This window comes from Mesorhizobium sp. 131-2-1 (assembly GCF_016756535.1).
Taxonomy (GTDB): Bacteria; Pseudomonadota; Alphaproteobacteria; order Rhizobiales; family Rhizobiaceae; genus Mesorhizobium.
Map to the genome: position 1 here is coordinate 156581 of NZ_AP023248.1, position 15915 is coordinate 172495.

Annotated in this window: 12 protein-coding genes and 1 pseudogene; 3 read left to right on the forward strand and 10 right to left on the reverse strand. The window is 59.6% G+C overall.

All coding sequences use genetic code 11. From position 1 onward, the window contains the following. Positions 1–7 precede the first annotated feature (7 nt). The 4 genes from JG743_RS33500 to JG743_RS33515 all read right to left on the reverse strand — a co-directional run bounded on the left by JG743_RS33500 (position 8) and on the right by JG743_RS33515 (position 5306). A complete protein-coding gene (locus tag JG743_RS33500) occupies positions 8–886 on the reverse strand; it encodes an ABC transporter permease (protein WP_199200877.1) in 879 nt (292 codons plus the stop codon). Between the two features lie 32 nt (positions 887–918). Next, complete coding sequence (locus JG743_RS33505; protein WP_199200878.1) at positions 919–1869, reverse strand: ABC transporter permease; 951 nt, start codon at positions 1867–1869, stop codon at positions 919–921. 78 nt (positions 1870–1947) lie between these two features. After that, a complete protein-coding gene (locus tag JG743_RS33510) occupies positions 1948–3618 on the reverse strand; it encodes a peptide ABC transporter substrate-binding protein (protein ID WP_199200879.1) in 1671 nt (556 codons plus the stop codon). 23 nt (positions 3619–3641) lie between these two features. Next, a complete protein-coding gene (locus JG743_RS33515; RefSeq protein WP_199200880.1) occupies positions 3642–5306 on the reverse strand; it encodes an ABC transporter ATP-binding protein in 1665 nt (554 codons plus the stop codon). A gap of 366 nt (positions 5307–5672) precedes the next feature. Here JG743_RS33515 and JG743_RS33520 point away from each other — a divergent pair. Then, positions 5673–6201 (forward strand): annotated as a pseudogene (locus JG743_RS33520) (isocitrate/isopropylmalate family dehydrogenase); the annotation flags it as partial. Between the two features lie 10 nt (positions 6202–6211). Continuing rightward, on the forward strand, positions 6212–6688 hold the full coding sequence (locus JG743_RS33525; protein ID WP_127421036.1) for an Lrp/AsnC family transcriptional regulator: 477 nt from the start codon (positions 6212–6214) through the stop codon (positions 6686–6688). A gap of 171 nt (positions 6689–6859) precedes the next feature. Here JG743_RS33525 and JG743_RS33530 read toward each other — a convergent pair whose 3' ends face one another. Then, positions 6860–8335 (reverse strand): NAD-dependent succinate-semialdehyde dehydrogenase, encoded by a 1476-nt coding sequence (locus JG743_RS33530; RefSeq protein ID WP_199200881.1) that lies wholly within the window; start codon positions 8333–8335, stop codon positions 6860–6862. A 439-nt stretch (positions 8336–8774) separates the two neighbouring features. Next, positions 8775–9131 carry a cupin domain-containing protein gene (locus JG743_RS33535; RefSeq protein ID WP_127286285.1) on the reverse strand — a complete coding sequence of 119 codons (357 nt, stop codon included), beginning with the start codon at positions 9129–9131 and terminating at the stop codon, positions 8775–8777. Positions 9132–9533: 402 nt separating this feature from the next. Here JG743_RS33535 and JG743_RS33540 point away from each other — a divergent pair, with 402 nt between their 5' ends. Then, on the forward strand, positions 9534–10409 hold the full coding sequence (locus tag JG743_RS33540; protein WP_199200882.1) for a GNAT family N-acetyltransferase: 876 nt from the start codon (positions 9534–9536) through the stop codon (positions 10407–10409). A 406-nt stretch (positions 10410–10815) separates the two neighbouring features. Here the strand turns inward: JG743_RS33540 and JG743_RS33545 are convergent, their stop codons facing one another. From JG743_RS33545 to JG743_RS33560, 4 genes are all read right to left on the reverse strand, one after another. Continuing rightward, complete coding sequence (locus tag JG743_RS33545; protein ID WP_199200883.1) at positions 10816–12138, reverse strand: NAD(P)/FAD-dependent oxidoreductase; 1323 nt, start codon at positions 12136–12138, stop codon at positions 10816–10818. A gap of 338 nt (positions 12139–12476) precedes the next feature. After that, positions 12477–13142 (reverse strand): GntR family transcriptional regulator, encoded by a 666-nt coding sequence (locus JG743_RS33550; RefSeq protein ID WP_199200884.1) that lies wholly within the window; start codon positions 13140–13142, stop codon positions 12477–12479. Positions 13143–13219: 77 nt separating this feature from the next. After that, positions 13220–14590: an aspartate aminotransferase family protein gene (locus JG743_RS33555; RefSeq protein ID WP_199200885.1), complete on the reverse strand. Its 1371-nt coding sequence runs from the start codon at positions 14588–14590 to the stop codon at positions 13220–13222. Beyond that, positions 14590–15600, reverse strand: coding sequence for a phosphotransferase (locus tag JG743_RS33560; RefSeq protein ID WP_199201109.1), 1011 nt, complete (start codon positions 15598–15600; stop codon positions 14590–14592). The genes JG743_RS33555 and JG743_RS33560 overlap by 1 nt, the downstream gene beginning before the upstream one ends. Positions 15601–15915: the final 315 nt, after the last annotated feature.

Below are 15915 nucleotides of genomic sequence, written 5' to 3' on the forward strand. Positions count from 1 at the left end.
CCAACGTTCAAATGTGGTCGTCCCGGACGTCCAGTGCGTCACGCAGTCCGTCACCGATGAAGTTGAAACTGGTCACCGCGATGGTGATCGCAGCTCCGGGAATGATGGCAAGCCAAGGTGCGCTGCCCAGATATTGCTGGGCGCCGTTGAGCATGTTGCCCCAGCTTGGCAGGGGCGGCTGGATGCCGTAGCCGAGGAAGCTGATATAGGCTTCCATGAGAATGGCGCGCGCCACCGTCAAGGTGGAAGCAACGATGATCGGTCCCATGGCGTTGGGCAGTATCTCGCGGAACATAATGTGGGTGCCGCTCAATCCAAGCATGCGTCCGGCCAGGACGAACTCGCGTTCGCGCAACGAGCGCACTTCCGCTTCAACGATACGGGCAACCTCCATCCAACTCGTGAGGGCGATGATGACTGTGATCATCACGGGACTGGGCTTGAGTGCCGCAGCCAGCGCCAGCAGCAGAAAGATCGATGGGAACGACAGGAAGCCATCGACCGTGCGCATCAGCGTTGCTCCGATCCAGCCACCGCGATAGCCTGCGATCACGCCGACCATCGTGCCGACGAGCGTCGACAACACCATGGCAAAGAAACCCACCAGCAACGAGATCCGTCCCGCCATCAAGAGTCTTGCCGCCAGGTCGCGGCCGAGCGGATCAGTGCCTAGAAAGTGGTGCCCCGTGAGCGGAGGAGCAAAGCGGGCCCGCAGGTCGATATACAGTGAGTCATAAGGCAGGATATGGGGGCCGAGGACGCAAGCGAGGCACAGGAAAACGATCATCGTCAACCCGAGCAGCGCCAGGCGATGCCGTATGAAACGGAGTGCGGCGCGGTTGTTTATCCAGCGGCTTGGAGCTGCATTTGCGGTGAAAGCGGTCATATCGGCTGTCTCCTGACGGGGAAGTAGCGCGCTCAAGCCAGACGAATGCGCGGATCGACAATAGCCACGACAATGTCGGCGATCAGGTTTCCAAGCAGAACGAGGATAGCCGAGAACATCAAAAGCCCCATCACAACGGGATAGTCGCTGTAACCAAGGCTATCGAGAAACAAACGTCCCATTCCTGGCCAGGTAAAGACAGTTTCGGTCACCAGCGCGCCGGTGAGCACACTGGGAAGCTGCATTCCGGCCAAGGTAATCATCGGCAAAAGCGCGTTACCGACGACATGCTTCATCAGAATCCGGCGTTCACTCAATCCCTTGGCCCGAGCCGTCTTGACGAAGTCCTGGCTAATGGCGTCGAGGGTCGCCGTTCGCATGTAGCGGCTCCAGATCGCGACATGGACCAGCGACAGCACGATGCTTGGGAGGATTAGATGGTGGAGATAGCCCAAGACCGAGCTATCGCCAATCTCTGACATATTGCCCGCCGGCAGCCAGCCCAACTTCAGGGAAAAGATGTAGATGCCGACGAGGCCAAACCAGAAGGTAGGGACCGACAATGCGACCATGGCGCCAACGGTCGCAAGATAATCGAATAGCGAGTAGCGGCGTGTGGCGCCGCGGATTCCAACCCAAGCGCCAATGGAGATCGCAATCACGGTTGAGGATCCCATCAGCAGCAGCGTGGCGAACACGTGGCTGCCAATGATCTGCAACACCGGCGCTCCGTCACGGAAGGAGTGACCCCAGTCGCCTCGCACCAGCCGCCACGCCCAGTCCAGATATTGGACCCATATTGGGCGATCAAGGCCCAGCAGCCCCTTGAGACGCTCGATATCCTGCTGGGTCATCCCGGGATCGAGCCCGAATTGCGCCATCGGTCCCCCGGGCAGAAGGTTCAGAATGCCGAAGCCAATGATCGAAACGATCACAAGCAGTACCAGGCTCTGCGAGAGGCGATTGAGCAGGAAGCCGCGCATTCGAATCCCTCCATAGTGGGTTGACGATACGGTCTGTTGCCGCCGCCACTGTAAATTCGGCGGCGGCAACAGCGTGGATTAGGCCTTCCAACGCCAACTTGCGGCATGCCACGACGCGGTGCGCGTGTTGGCGTTGGGCTCGAAGCCGTCCAGACCCTTCTTGCGCCCGAGGACGTTTGTGTAGGCGAACAGCGGCAGGAACGGCAGATCATGGCGCACCGTCTCCTGCACGCGATTGTAGATCGCGCGCCGCTCTTCCGGATCGAAGCTGCGAGCGCCCTTTTCGAGCAGGGCATCGACCTCAGGGTTGGAATATTGCGCGGTGTTCGAACCGTGGCCACCCTGAGCGGCGATTGCCTTCGTATGCAGCCGGTTGGTGGCGTCGGGGTCCGCTGCAATCAGATAGGTGACGCCCGACATGGCGGTGTCGAATTGCGACTTCACCCAGAAATCCCCCCACATCACGGCAGCTGGCAAATTCGAGATCGTCATCTCGACGCCGATCTCGGCAAACGTCTGCTGCAGGAACTGCTGCGTCTGCTCGCGGAGGTTGTTGCCAGACGTCGTTGAGTTGGCGAAGGACAGCCGCACTCCGTCCTTGGCGCGTATTCCATCCGGGCCAGGCTTCCAGCCAGCCTCATCCAGGATCTGGCGCGCCCGATCCAGATTGAACTCCTGCGCGGGCAGGTTCGGATTGTAGTAATAGGACTCCTTCGGCATGAAACTCTCGGTGAGTGTGCCCACGCCGTAGTAGATCGTGTCGACAATCGCCTTCCTGTCCAGAGCGGCGTAGAGCGCTTGGCGCACTGCCAAATCCTTGAACTGCGGGCGGCCCAAATTCAGGTAGAACGACTCCAGCGATGCGCCGGTCTCCAGGGTCACTAGGCGGTCCGGCAGTTCGTGGGCTTCAGTGTAGTGGTCGGGAGTGATGTAAGCCTGATCGACCAGGTCCACGTCGCCGCTCTTGAACTGAGTGTAGAGCACTGTCATATCGGGAATGTATTTGAAGATGAGCTGCTCGATATAGGGACCTTCCCCGGCATACTCAGGATTGGCGACGAGTTCTATATGATCGCCCGCGACGCGCTGGCTCCATTTAAATGCGCCGGTGCCGACCGGCGCCTGGTTGAATGCGGCTGCATTCGGATCGGCCTCTTTCTCTAAAATGTGTTTGGGCACGATGAAGGTCTCGGCCAAGAACGAAAGATAGGGAGCAAAAGCCTCCTTCATCCGCCATGTGATCTCAGTAGGTGAAACCACTGTAATGTCCTGCACGAGCGAATGGCCGCTCGTGCGCCAAGCCCGAAACTTCGGGTTCGTGATAAGCTCGAGGGTGAATTTCACGTCCTCGGCCGTGAATGGCTGGCCGTCGTGCCAGCGGGCATTGTCGCGCAACTTGATGCGCCAGTTCAGACCGTCCTGCGAAATGCCGCCATTTTTCTGGCTTGGCACCTCGGCTGCGAGATTGGGCTGAAGGACGCCTTTGGCGTCCATCCTGACCAACGCATCAAAAACCGAGAAATGGACCGCGTCATCAACTTCGATATGCGCCATCAACGGATTGAACACGGTCGGCTCTTGTGAAAGACCGACGACGACGCGACCGGCCGGACCCGCGGCAGGGGTCTTGGCGAAAGCGGACTTGCCCAGAAGATTGGGCGCGATCAAGCCTGCAGCTCCACCGAGCGCCATCAGTCGCAGCGCCTGGCGTCTCGAGTAGTTGGATGTAGTCGTTGAATTTTTGGTCATGGTAGTTCCTCTCTTGTTATTTTTCATGCGTTTGCTGCAATTGGACGGGCGTTGCCTGACCTCTCCCCTGGAATTGCCGCTACGAGCTGACGCGTGTACGCGGCTTGCGGGTTTAGGAATATCTGCGAGGGCGGTCCGCGCTCGACGATCTGGCCCTTCTGCATAACGGCGATTTCGTCGCAGATCTGGCTGGCCACGCGCAGGTCGTGGGTGATGAAGACCATAGACACGCCGGTCTCGCGCTGTATCTGGTCCAGAAGCTGCAGAATCTGCGCCTGGATCGACACGTCGAGCGCGGAAACCGCCTCGTCGGCAATCAACAGCTTCGGCTTGAACATCAGCGCGCGAGCGATGCCGATGCGCTGGCGTTGCCCACCCGAGAATTCGTGCGGATAGCGGCCATAAGCGCCGGCATCGAGACCGACATGGGCCAGAAGCGCACGCGCTTCCTCGCGCGCTCGGGCATAAGGCGTCCCGTGAGCCACCGGACCCACGGTCAAGATGTGGCCGACGGTCGAGCGTGGGTTCAGAGACGCGAAGGGATCCTGGAAGATCATCTGGATCCGCGGTCTAAGCGGGCGGAACTCCGCTTCGGAAAGCTCGGCGATGTCAGATCCCTCGAACAAAATCCCGCCGCCGTCGCTGTCCAGCAGCTTGATCAGCAGCCGGCCCAGTGACGATTTTCCCGAACCGCTCTCGCCTACGACGCCTAGCGTGCGGCCGGGTGCCAATTCGAACGAAACCTCGTTCACCGCTTTCACAATCCGCTGCGCGCCGAACAGCGCACTGCCGTCACGATAGGTCTTCACCAGACCTTCGACCTTCAGGATCGGCTCCTTGCTGACAGGCTCCGCACGAGGGCGATCCTCGCCGGTCAGATGCGGTACGGCCGCGATCAGGCGCTGGGTGTAAGGATGCTTGGGCGCCTTCAAGACCTGCTCGGCGCTGCCCTGCTCGACGATGTGACCCTTTTCCATCACCACGACACTGTCGGCGATCTCGGCCACCACGCCGAAATCGTGGGTGATGAACATCACGCTCATGCCCTTGCGGCGCTGAATGTCGCGGATCAGTTCCAGGATCTGTGCCTGGGTAGTGACGTCGAGCGCGGTGGTCGGCTCATCGGCGATCAGCACCGTTGGCTCGAGCGCCAGGGCCATGGCGATCATGACGCGCTGCCGCTGCCCGCCAGAAAGCCGGAAAGGATACTGGTGATACATGAGTTCGGGGTCGGGTAGTCCCACTTCAGTGAGCAGCTCAATGGCGCGGTCGCGGCAGGTTTTTGGCGTGCCGTAGCCATGCGCTGCCATCACCTCATCAATCTGCGCTCCCACAGTCATCAGCGGGTTGAGCGCCGAGAGCGGATCCTGAAAGATCATCGACACGACTCGTCCACGCAGGTTGCGCAGCTTGTCGCGCGACATGCCGATGATGTTCATTCCCTCCAGCTGGATGACACCCGATGAAACGCGGATCACCTTTGGCAGCAGCCCCATGATCGCGTTCGCCGTGACCGACTTACCGGATCCGGACTCGCCTATGATGCAGAGGATCTGGCCGCGTTTCAGATCAAACGAGATATTCTCAACTGCATGGACCCGCTCCATGCCGGCCGGCAGGCTGACTGTCAGGTCGCGTACCGAAAGCGCTACCTCATGAGGAGCTACAGCTTGGATGCTGGCGATCATCGAGATCTTCTCCCTTTTCAGCCGCCATCTCCAGCCCGCTGCGGATTGCGTTTTCGATCTCCGCCTCGGGGCGATCGATCGGTCAAACTGTTCCCTATCGTGAACTCTCCGGCTCACTTTCCAAGCCTCCCTTCTGAAGCCTACCGCGCCTACTTGGCTCTTGGCGACTATCCGGGAGTAACGGACCTTAGTCACCGATGAGTGTGACCCTTTCTGGCCGATAGAATCGCCGAAACTTAGCAGGCACGCAGCAGGAACTTCCGCGGAGGGAGCCCAAATTGGTATTTCACTCTGCGCCTATTCCGGCATTCGAGCCACGCGAGCGCGTTCTGTGGGCGTTTACATTTCGGCTGTTGCAGGTCGCCGCCCTGCAAGTTTCTGACGGTGGTCACGGAATCCAACGCGAAGCGCCGCGGCATGGTAATGTAGGATGAGATCGCGGCAGAGGTGACGCGGGAGTGATGTCGCGTGGGACAAGATACTGGTTAATGCTATGACGGTGCGTATGACTTTCAAACCTCGCAGCCTCGACACGATTGTCGCCACCGCCCTTCATGGCGATATATTGTCCAACATTGCAGGGGCGCTGGCGGGCGGCCTGGGGGTGGACACCACCGCAAACGTTGACCCCGAGCGGTATCCCTTGATGTTCGAACCAATTCACGGCTCGGCTTTCGACGTTGCTGGCAAAGGTATCGCCAACTCCATCGTCACCTTCTGTACCGCCGCCCAGATGCTTGAACATCTGGGTGAGAGCCCAGCGTCCATACGGTTGATGAGGGCCGTGGAAACGGTCTCGAGCGAAGGCGTGCTGACGCCGGATGTGCGAAGGACAGCGACCACGCACGAAGCGATCGATGACGTCTGCCGGACGACCTGCGGTTCGAACGTGTGACAGGTTAACGATGAAGCTCGACAGGATCGACATCAAGATCTTAGCACAACTGCAAAAGAACGGGCGGCTCACGAATGTCGAGCTTGCCGACTTGGTCAACCTTTCACAGAGCCCTTGCCTGATGCGGGTGAAAAAACTTCAGGCAGAAGGTTTCATCACCGGTTATTCTGCCCAGATCGACGTCGCGAAGCTGGGGCAGACTTTGACGGTTTTCACAGAAGTGACGCTCAAGCATCATCAGCATAACGACTTCGCGAGATTTCTCACCGCCATTCAGAAGGTAGAGTCGGTCATAGAATGCCACCTGGTTTCAGGGGGTTACGACTATCTTGTGAAGTTTGTCACAGCTGGGATTACTGAATACCAGACGATCATGGAGCGCTTGATCGAATTGGATATTGGAATCGACAAATATTTTAGCTTCGTCGTGCTGAAGTCACCGATCGCGAAGTCCCATTTGCCACTCGATACCATTTTCGACAGATGAGAAGGCAGCTCCCGGTCTTCAGCCCAGAGAGCAGCATGCCGCCGCTCCCTTCAAACCGAAGTCCTCTCGAACAACGTGAAGTGACACCTGGTCGAAATAGAGAAAGGGCCGGTCTCCACCGCCTCTTTCTGTTGTTCCAGCGCGCCCATACGCGTTCAGTCTCTGCAGAAACTAACCAAGCCCGCCAACATGAAAGGTCTTGATCTCGAGATATTCCTCGATGCCGAGCTGCGATCCTTCGCGGCCAACTCCTGACTGCTTGACACCGCCGAAAGGCGCTACCTCGGTCGAGATCATGCCTGTGTTGAGCCCGATCATACCGAACTCCAACGCCTCGGCAACACGCCATGACCGTTTGAGATTGTCTGTATAGAAGTAAGCGGCAAGGCCGAACGGCGTATTGTTCGCTATTGCGATGGCCTCGTCCTCCGTCTCGAAGCGAAAAAGGGGCGCCACCGGACCGAACGTCTCTTCCGATGCCAGGAGCATCTCGGTAGTGGCCTCTCCCAGCACGACGGGCCGTGCATATTGCTTGCCGTCGGGCACTGCCTCGCTTTGGGCGATGATCTGCGCGCCCTTCTCTTTCGCATCCGCGATGTGACGCTCGATCTTGTCGATCGCGGCCGCGTTGATCATTGGGCCGATCTCAGTACCCTCGTCGGTCCCTGCGCCAACCTTCATCCGCGCGACGCGCAGGCTCAGCTTTTCGGCGAAAGCGTCGTAAACGCCTTCATGCACGAGAATCCGGTTCGCGCAGACGCAGGTTTGACCGCCATTGCGGAACTTGGATGCGATCACCCCTTCAACTGCCTTGTCCAAATCGGCGTCATCGAACACGATAAAGGGCGCGTTGCCGCCGAGCTCGAGGCTCAGCCGCTTGATGCTATCGGCAGCGCCACGCATGAGCAGCGCACCGACGCGCGTCGAGCCGGTGAACGAGATCTTGCGCACCGTCCCGTTCGCCATCAGTTCGTTGCCGATTCCGGTGGGCATGCCGGTGACAATGTTGATCACCCCGGGCGGAATACCTGCCCGTTCCGCCAGAACGCCGAGCGCCAGTGCCGAGAATGGTGTGAATTCCGACGGCTTGATGACAACCGTACAACCCGCAGCCAGCGCCGGCGCCACCTTGCGCGTGATCATCGCGTTGGGGAAATTCCACGGCGTGATGATGGCGCAGACGCCGACGGCCTCCTTCAGCACCAGAATGCGGCGATCGGGCGTGGGCGACGGAATTGTCGAGCCACCGATCCGGCGTGCTTCTTCGGCGAACCATTTGACGAAGGAGGCGCCATAGCGGATTTCGGCGCGTGCCTCCGCCAAAGGCTTGCCCTGTTCCAGCGTCAGCAGCAATGCCAGGTCAGCCTCATTTTCCAGTATCAGACTATGCCAGCTTTCCAGAAATGCTGCACGTTCGGCATGGGTCCTGGCCTTCCAGTCGTAAAGCGCCGCCTGCGCCGCGTCTATTGCTGCCCTTGTTTCGTCAATGCCCATATCGGGCACCGTTCCAAGGACTTTCAGACTTGCTGGGTCGGTCACATCGACCGTCTCATTGCTGTGCGCATGCTGCCAAACATCTCCGATGAGCGCCCGCTGGCGAAACAGGTCCGCATCCTTCAGGAAACCAATCTTCGTGATTGCATTCATGATCGTCATTTGTCCTTTCAGCCGATGCCGCCGGCGCCTTGCACGATGGAATTCGTCCGCGTGTCGCCGCAATCGTATCTTTCGATGAGCACGCTCTTGAAATTGCCGGGCAAAACAGGTTTCCCGCCCGATATCCTGCTGCTGCTGGACCCGTTGTAGTCGCCGCTCGGAGGGTCGCCCAAGCGCGCCCAGCTGCTAACGGACGGATCGTGCTTTCCAGCGCGCCGTCCGTCCACGCCCGTTCATTCCCGATGAACGCAAGTTCCTGTAACGGATCGAAGCTCTACGTCGCGGTATCTGATGATAGTGGAGAGCACACCGCATTTTTCATTGAGATAGCGCCCTCTGACCGTGATCACATTGCGTCAACCAGGACTTCGAAAGCCGATCGTGCTGCAATCGCGGCGCGTTCTATTGGGCGGGATCTTGTGCATTGAAATTAGTCATTCACCACTACGTAGATCTTGCGCACGGTCTCGATCGTGCGCCACACGCCGACAAAGCCAGGTTTCATCACGAAACTGTCGCCGGCGCGATAAGTCTTGGTCTCGCCGTCCTTCTCCTCGATTTCAATCACACCCGAAATGATGTGACAGAACTCGTAGGTGCTGCCTTTCACCGAATGCGTAACGCCGGGTGTCGCCTCCCAGACGCCAGCCAGAACCTTCTCACTTTTCGAAGCGTCCTGCGCCCAAGTCTTGAAGGATGGAGCGCCGGAGATGAGTCGCTCCGGCAACGGCAATGACTGCTTCGGCGTGAAGGCGGGATTCGTGTCGATCGAGATCAGAAGTGACATGTGAGGTTTCCTGCTAGTAGCCAAGTTTCCGATCGGCGACGCCGATCAGTTCTCCCAGGCGCGGTGACGCCGGGTATTCTCCACCAGCGATCGCGCAGCCGTATGCATGCTGGGGCTGCGGAAAATGCGATCAGCTTCGCGAAAACTTCTTCGACATTCACGAGTACCGCTCGCCAGCGCTATTCATCGGATGCAGATAATGTCGCAGCCCGCGGGAGCATTCCCTGCCGAACGGCGCTGCGCTTTGGCTGAAGATTTTGAATATTAGGTCAGAACCAGCGAAACTTGCTGGCCTTCGAGTGCAACTTTGGGGCAAAAGAGGGCTGCAAAACCGTGCAACAGGCACCCGATCAAGACGTGCTCGCGAGCTTGGCAATTCGATAAAGGAGCGGGTCGACCTAAATGCAAAGATCAGTGCGCCTGAAATCTTTCGAACTGGTCGCGCGCGACATTGATGATGTCGACGTAAAGCTGCTGCATGCGCTCTCGATTTCGGTCCGGTGGCCGCATCGACCAAAGGATTGGGAACTGCTGCGCCGTGCCGGCCGGGGTATCGTTGCTGTGGACGGGATCGGACGGGTTTTCGGCAGTGCGATGTGGTTTCCCCATGGGAACGATTTCGCCACCATCGGTTTGGTCATCACAACGCCCCGCACGCAAGCGCAGGGAGGCGGTCGATGGCTCATGGACTTGGTTCTGAAAGAGTGTGGCGATCGCAGCTTGACGCTCAACGCCACCCACGCTGCATATCCTCTCTATGTCTCACTCGGCTTCACCGCCGAGGCGACCGTATACTTGCGCCAAGGCGAGGTCTTACAGACGCTCCCAGTTCCGAACTTGGACGGCGAATTGAAGGCCCTGTCGAGCGATAGGCTAAAGGAGATCGCGGCGCTGGATACGCGCGCGTTTGGGACAAACCGCGAGAGGTTGCTCGCGTTGCTCTCCGAGGATGCCTCAATTTACACTTTGAGCCGTAGCGGCGAGATCGTCGGGTATTCCATGTGTCGCGAATTCGGGGGTGGTTTTGTAATCGGCCCGATCGTCGCGCGCGACGAACTTGACGCGATCCATCTTACAGCTGTGCATCTGAAAAATCTGATCGGGCGGTTCGTCCGCGTCGACTCGCGCGAAAAGGACGGCGCGTTTGCCGAGTTCCTCCAGAAGAGCGGCCTTGATATCGCGGAGTCTGTTACGACCATGTCCAAAGGGCGCCGCTTCCTCAACCGAGAACACAACGAACCTTGGGTTTACGGGCTGGCCAGCCACGCATTCAGCTGAATACGAGCACGTTTTAGTAAACGCGGAGCGTTCGCCGACAACTCGAAAGCCCGGAGCAGGAGGGCCATCATTGGAGACTGCCGCCTGCACTACCGCGATCCTAATGATCGTGAATATTTCCGAAGACGTTGTCAGGCGGGCATACCCCTGCCCCATCAGATCGAAATGACCGATCCAGCCCCTGCCTGCCGCGTGGCCCCGAGTGCGAAATGGCGACGGCCGTATCCTGGACACCGGTCCAGATGAGGTCGCACGCGAACGAACCGAGCGAGGTGCGTTCCTGAGCGCATTCTGATGCGACTCGTACCGGTTTGCCTCATTCCCCGACAGACTCGGGAAGGCGGGTCCCGCTCACTTGTCTGCCGACACCTTGATCTTGTTTTTGGCGTGCCTGATTTCCGGCTCTTCAGATGGCGGCAATGTCCAGCTTCGAACCGTCGACCAGACGCGACAGCCGGAACGGTGTGGGATCGACGGAAGGTGTGTCGTTCACGACAAGCTCTGCAGCCAGATAGCCGAGCCCCGGGCCCAAACCGAAGCCGTGACCCGAGCAGCCCGCCGCGAGGACGAGACCTTTCACCCCCTCGATCTGCGAGACCACAGGCACCGCGTCCGGCGTGCAATCGACGAAGCCACCCCAGGCGCTATCGATCTCTAAATCGCGAAGTTGGGGAAACGTTTTCCGGACACTCTCCACCACTTGGCCCACCAGCCATTTCAAGGGCGGTGGATCCAGCACGCGATTCTGTTCGAAGATCCGATCATCGTTGGTCAGCAGCGCCTGTATTGAATCCGGACCCGAAATGAACGAATGACCGACGCCGAGCCTGACGTTCTTCAGGCGGCGCAAGAACTGCGGCATGAATTCCCGGCAATACCGGATAGCCTGGGGCGTGATTTCGAGGTTCGCCTTTCCGCTAATCGCAAGCGTATAGCTGCCGTCCAGTCGGCGCGTGATCGTGCAGTAGGGCGTGGAGACCGCTTCGCCTATGTTGATTGTCGGGGTGGAACGCAGTGCGGTCTGCCTGATGCTCGCTTGGGGGAAACTGATCCCGAGGGGCCGAAGGAAGCGCGAGGACCAAGCGCCGGCGGCGCACAGCACCGCGCTGGTTCTGATGTGACCCTTCTCGGTATGCACGCCCGCAATCTTGCCATTGGTCAAGTCGAGCGCCCGCGCGGCGCATCCCTGGTGGATCGTGGCGCCCAGAGCTCTGGCCCCTTCGGCGATAGCCGGCGCGGCGAGCGCAGGTTCGGCCTTGCCGTCCCGCTCCGAATAGGTCCCGCCGACCCATTTGTCGCGCGCTTCGGGGACGCGCTTGGCCACCTCCGCCCGGCTCAGCACTCGGGTTTCGACCTCGTACTCCCTGGCGACCTCGCGCCACCTTTCCCAGCCGGCGAGCACAGCCTCGTCGTGGGTCGCATAGACGAGACCGCAGCGTCGGAATCCGAGGTCCCGATTGATATCGCGCGTGAGCTCGTCCCACAGTCGCATGGAGATCACCGAGAGCGGCAGTTCGCGCCGGTCGCGGTTCTGCTGGCGGCACCAACCCCAGTTTCGGCTCGATTGTTCACAGGCGACGTAGCCCTTCTCAAGGAGCGCCACAGAGAGGCCACGCTTCGCCAGGTAGTAGGCGGCCGTAGACCCGAGGATGCCCCCGCCGATGATGACGACGTCGGCCTCGGCCGGGAGACGCTCATCGCTGTGAATGCGTTCTACGCGGGGCGACATGTTCAAACCAACCTCGGCTGCCAAGAATGCGGAAGCAAAGTTCCGATCAGCCCTTGATCGCATCGCGCACTCGATAGAATGTGCCGAAATCATCCAGGACCTCGCAAGATGTTTGGGTTTTTGACCGCTTGATCGATAAGAGTTGCTCAAGCGCCGACCGAGTTCCAGTTCGGCGTAGAGCGGCGCAACATGCTCGCGTGCTCGTTATCGCACTTGTGGGCCTGCTCCTCTTTCGGCCGGTGGCGTTGAAAAACTCGCGTTTGCGCTTGCGTCGAACCGGCGGCTCAGAGCCGCCTGGCAGGTATCGTTTCTAGCTGTCAATCCACAGAGCGGGCTGGTCAGCGTTGATCAAGCAATTTGATCTGGAGATCTTCCCAGTGCTCCTTGAAGGCTTCTCGGGCGGTGTCGTAGTGGCGGCTTCTCAGGCCGTTGATGAGCCGCTCGTGCTCTAACGCCATTTCCTCAGCCGTCCCATAGAAATCCTGCCGCTGGACGAGGAGAAGCTCGATCTCGCCTTCTAGGCCCGAATAGGTTCGCCCCAGTCGAACGCTCCCACTCGCCGCGACAATGGCGCGATGGAAGTCGCGGTCCGCGGTAACCAGCGCGGACCTGTCAGAGGACAGGGTCGAGGCGTGCATGACCGCGACCGCCTTGAGCGCCAAGGGCGGAATGACTCCGGTCAGCACGATCAAACGAATGGCTTCGCCCTCTATGGCGCCCCGCACACGTGTGATGTCGACAATGTCGTCAGGTCCGAATTCGGGCAGCACGAACCCTCGGTTCGGTATTTGACGCAGCAAGCCCTGGGTGACGAGTATCTGGGCCGCCGTACGGAATGTGTGCCGTGAGGTCGAATGCTCCTCGCACATTCTGGCGTCGCGGAGGAATTCGCCAGGCTGGAAATCTCCCGACAAGATGCGCCCTCGCAGGTCGTGCGTCAGGGCTTCTACCGCGCTAACGGGGAAAGGCTCAGCGTTGGTTTCTATGTCTTGGACTTGCTTCATGGCCTTGGTCGTCGATGTTGCGCGTGCAGCTTCATATGCGGCGATGTAGGGCAAGGAAGATCATGCTGTATCGCACCCTACTTCTGCACGGACCGAAGCGCCTCGTCGAGGCCCTCCAGCAGACGTCCTGCGTTGGACGATGTGAAGACAAGCGGAGGCCTAATCTTGAGGATATTGGCATCTGCTCCCGTCGCGGAAATGAGGATGCGCCGGTCGCGCAAGGCGTTGACGGCCGCTAGCGCACGGTCCATGTCCGGAATCTTCCGGTCGCGATCTTTGACGAGTTCGACGGCGAAATAGAGGCCCGTCCCCCGAACATCGCCGACGAATTCGTACTTGTTTTGCAGGTCGCGGAGGCCGTCGAGGATTTCGCCGCCGACCTTGGTAGCGTTGTCCATCAAACCCTCTTCGACAATCGTGTCGAGCACGGCCTGCGCAGCGGCGATGGCGACGGAGTTGCCACCGAACGTGTTGAAGTAGCGCATGCTGGACCCGAATTCGGCCACGAGTTCGGGCCGCACCACCAAGCCCGCAACGGGATAACCGTTGCCCATAGGCTTTCCAAGGGTGACGATATCCGGATCGACCTCGTGACGGGCGTGCCCCCAAAGGTGGGTACCGGTCCGCCCGAAACCGGATTGTACTTCGTCGGCTATGAACAGGCCTCCGGCCTTGCGTACTACTTCGGCCACCGGCGCCAACGCGTCCGTGGGCTCGACATAGAGACCATCGGAGGAGAAGACGGGGTCAGCGATGAAGGCAGCGAGGCCCCCGCCATGCCTCTCGAGGTCGGCAATCTGTCGCGCAGTATCCTCCGCCATCCGCCGCCCGATTTCCTCGACGGGCAGACGGTAGGAATCAGGCGCGGCGACCGTTCGAACATAGGGATCGAGGGCCGATTTCTTGCCGAGTGACGGCGAGATTGCTGCCACCGCGCCGCTGTTGCCGTGATAGGCCTCGGCCGTGACAATGACGCCGGTCTTGCCCGTGTGGTACCGCGCGATGCGCAAGGCAAGGTCGTTGGCTTCCGAACCTGTGCAGGTAAACATCGCGCATCCGGTTCGCCCGAGTTCACCATCGAAGGTATCAATCAGGGCTTCGGCGTAGTCCAGCAGGGGCTCCTGCATGTAGCGCGTGTGGGTGCAGAGCGTCTCGAACTGCTTCTGGATCGCCGCAACGACGCGCGGATGAGCGTGTCCTAGCGACACCACGTTATTGTAGGCGTCGAGATATTCGTTGCCATGCTTGTCATAGAGGAAGACGCCCTTGGCGCGGGAAATCTCCACCGGCGATCTATAGAATAGCCGATAAGCGGGGCCAAGCAGCCTTTGCCGCCTGGCCACATGCGCAATGTCTTCACCTGGGAGATGAGACGCGTCCTGAGGGTTGAAGCCATTGGCCATGTCGCCACGGTAGCCCTTAGGCAGGGCAGTCGCTTGTTTGGGCATTACAGTTCCTCTCGGGTCAGAAGATCGGATATTTGTGCGGTCGACACTGAGTTGAACCACTCCAGATGAGCCCACCCGGCTTCGGTGTGGCGCAGAATGTAGCGGCTGTTCTCAGGGAACATCTCGGCGCGCCAGCAGGTCAGAAGCGCGCGGACCGCAAGTCGGCCCATTGCCAGGAAAGGGATAAGCCGGAGTTCTTCGTCCGTCAGTTCGGCATAGCGAAGATAGCCGCGCAGAACATCGCGCGGTTCATCGAACAGGTCACGCCGGTTCGCATGGTCGATGGTCTTTGGCATCTGATTCATCAACGCAGTGGACACGTCGACCGCGATGGCGGTGCGGACGGCATCGCCAAAATCGATGACCCCAGTCAGGAACTGCGGGCTGGCGTGGTCAACGACCAGGTTCGACGTATTGAAGTCGTTGTGGAGCACTTGCCGCCGGCACAGGTCGAGCCGCGGCTTGATCTCGGCAAACCGCTCCAGCGCGCGGACGGTCCACGCCCGCTTGCCGCCCTCTGGAATGAAGCTCAAGAGATCGGAGAGATCGAGCAGATGGGTGACGTCCCATGCCAGCGCCCGATCGTCCGCGGGATGGGAAAAATCGGCCATTGAATGACGTAGCTTCGCCAAGACCTCGCCAATCCGTTCGCGCTGTGGGGCGGTGGAAGTCGTCCGGTCGAGCGGCGCACCGCAGAGGAAGGTGATGAGCCGCACCACTCTCCGCTCGCCGGCACTGGTCGTGACGATGGGCAAATCCGCGCCGTCGACGCCGCGATGTGCACGGGGGATGGGTAGGTCAGGAGCCCGCTGCTCGAGATGGCGCAACAGCGCGACCTGGAAATCGAGTTCCTCCACCCGCTCGGAAGGATGAGCGATCTTCAACACGAACTTCCCTCGGCCGGCGCAATCGAGGAGGAACGTGTCGTCTTTCTCGGTTTCAAAGCGTGTGGCCGAGCCACGCACGCCATATAGAAGTTTGGCGATTTCTTCGGCTTCCGCCGCACCCACAGGATGGCACGCCTCGGAAAGCTCCGAGGTGCGCGCCGGCTGAACCTGATGATTGTGACCCATCTTCCACTCAATTCTTATGCTGCCTCAAGAGTGCGCAGCGCCGCTTGACTATCTCACATTCCATTTTTGTACAACAATTTGTTTCTCAATCAAGGCGATTGCCGTTTTGGGATCGAAGGTCGCAGTCCAATTTTGACCCAATTTTCGACAGGATCATGCAAGTGGCCTGGATGCACTTTAACTGGAAGGAGCAGTAATATTGAGGCATATCAATGGTATACCAAGCCGTGGTCGAGGCGCGGTTCGCGATAT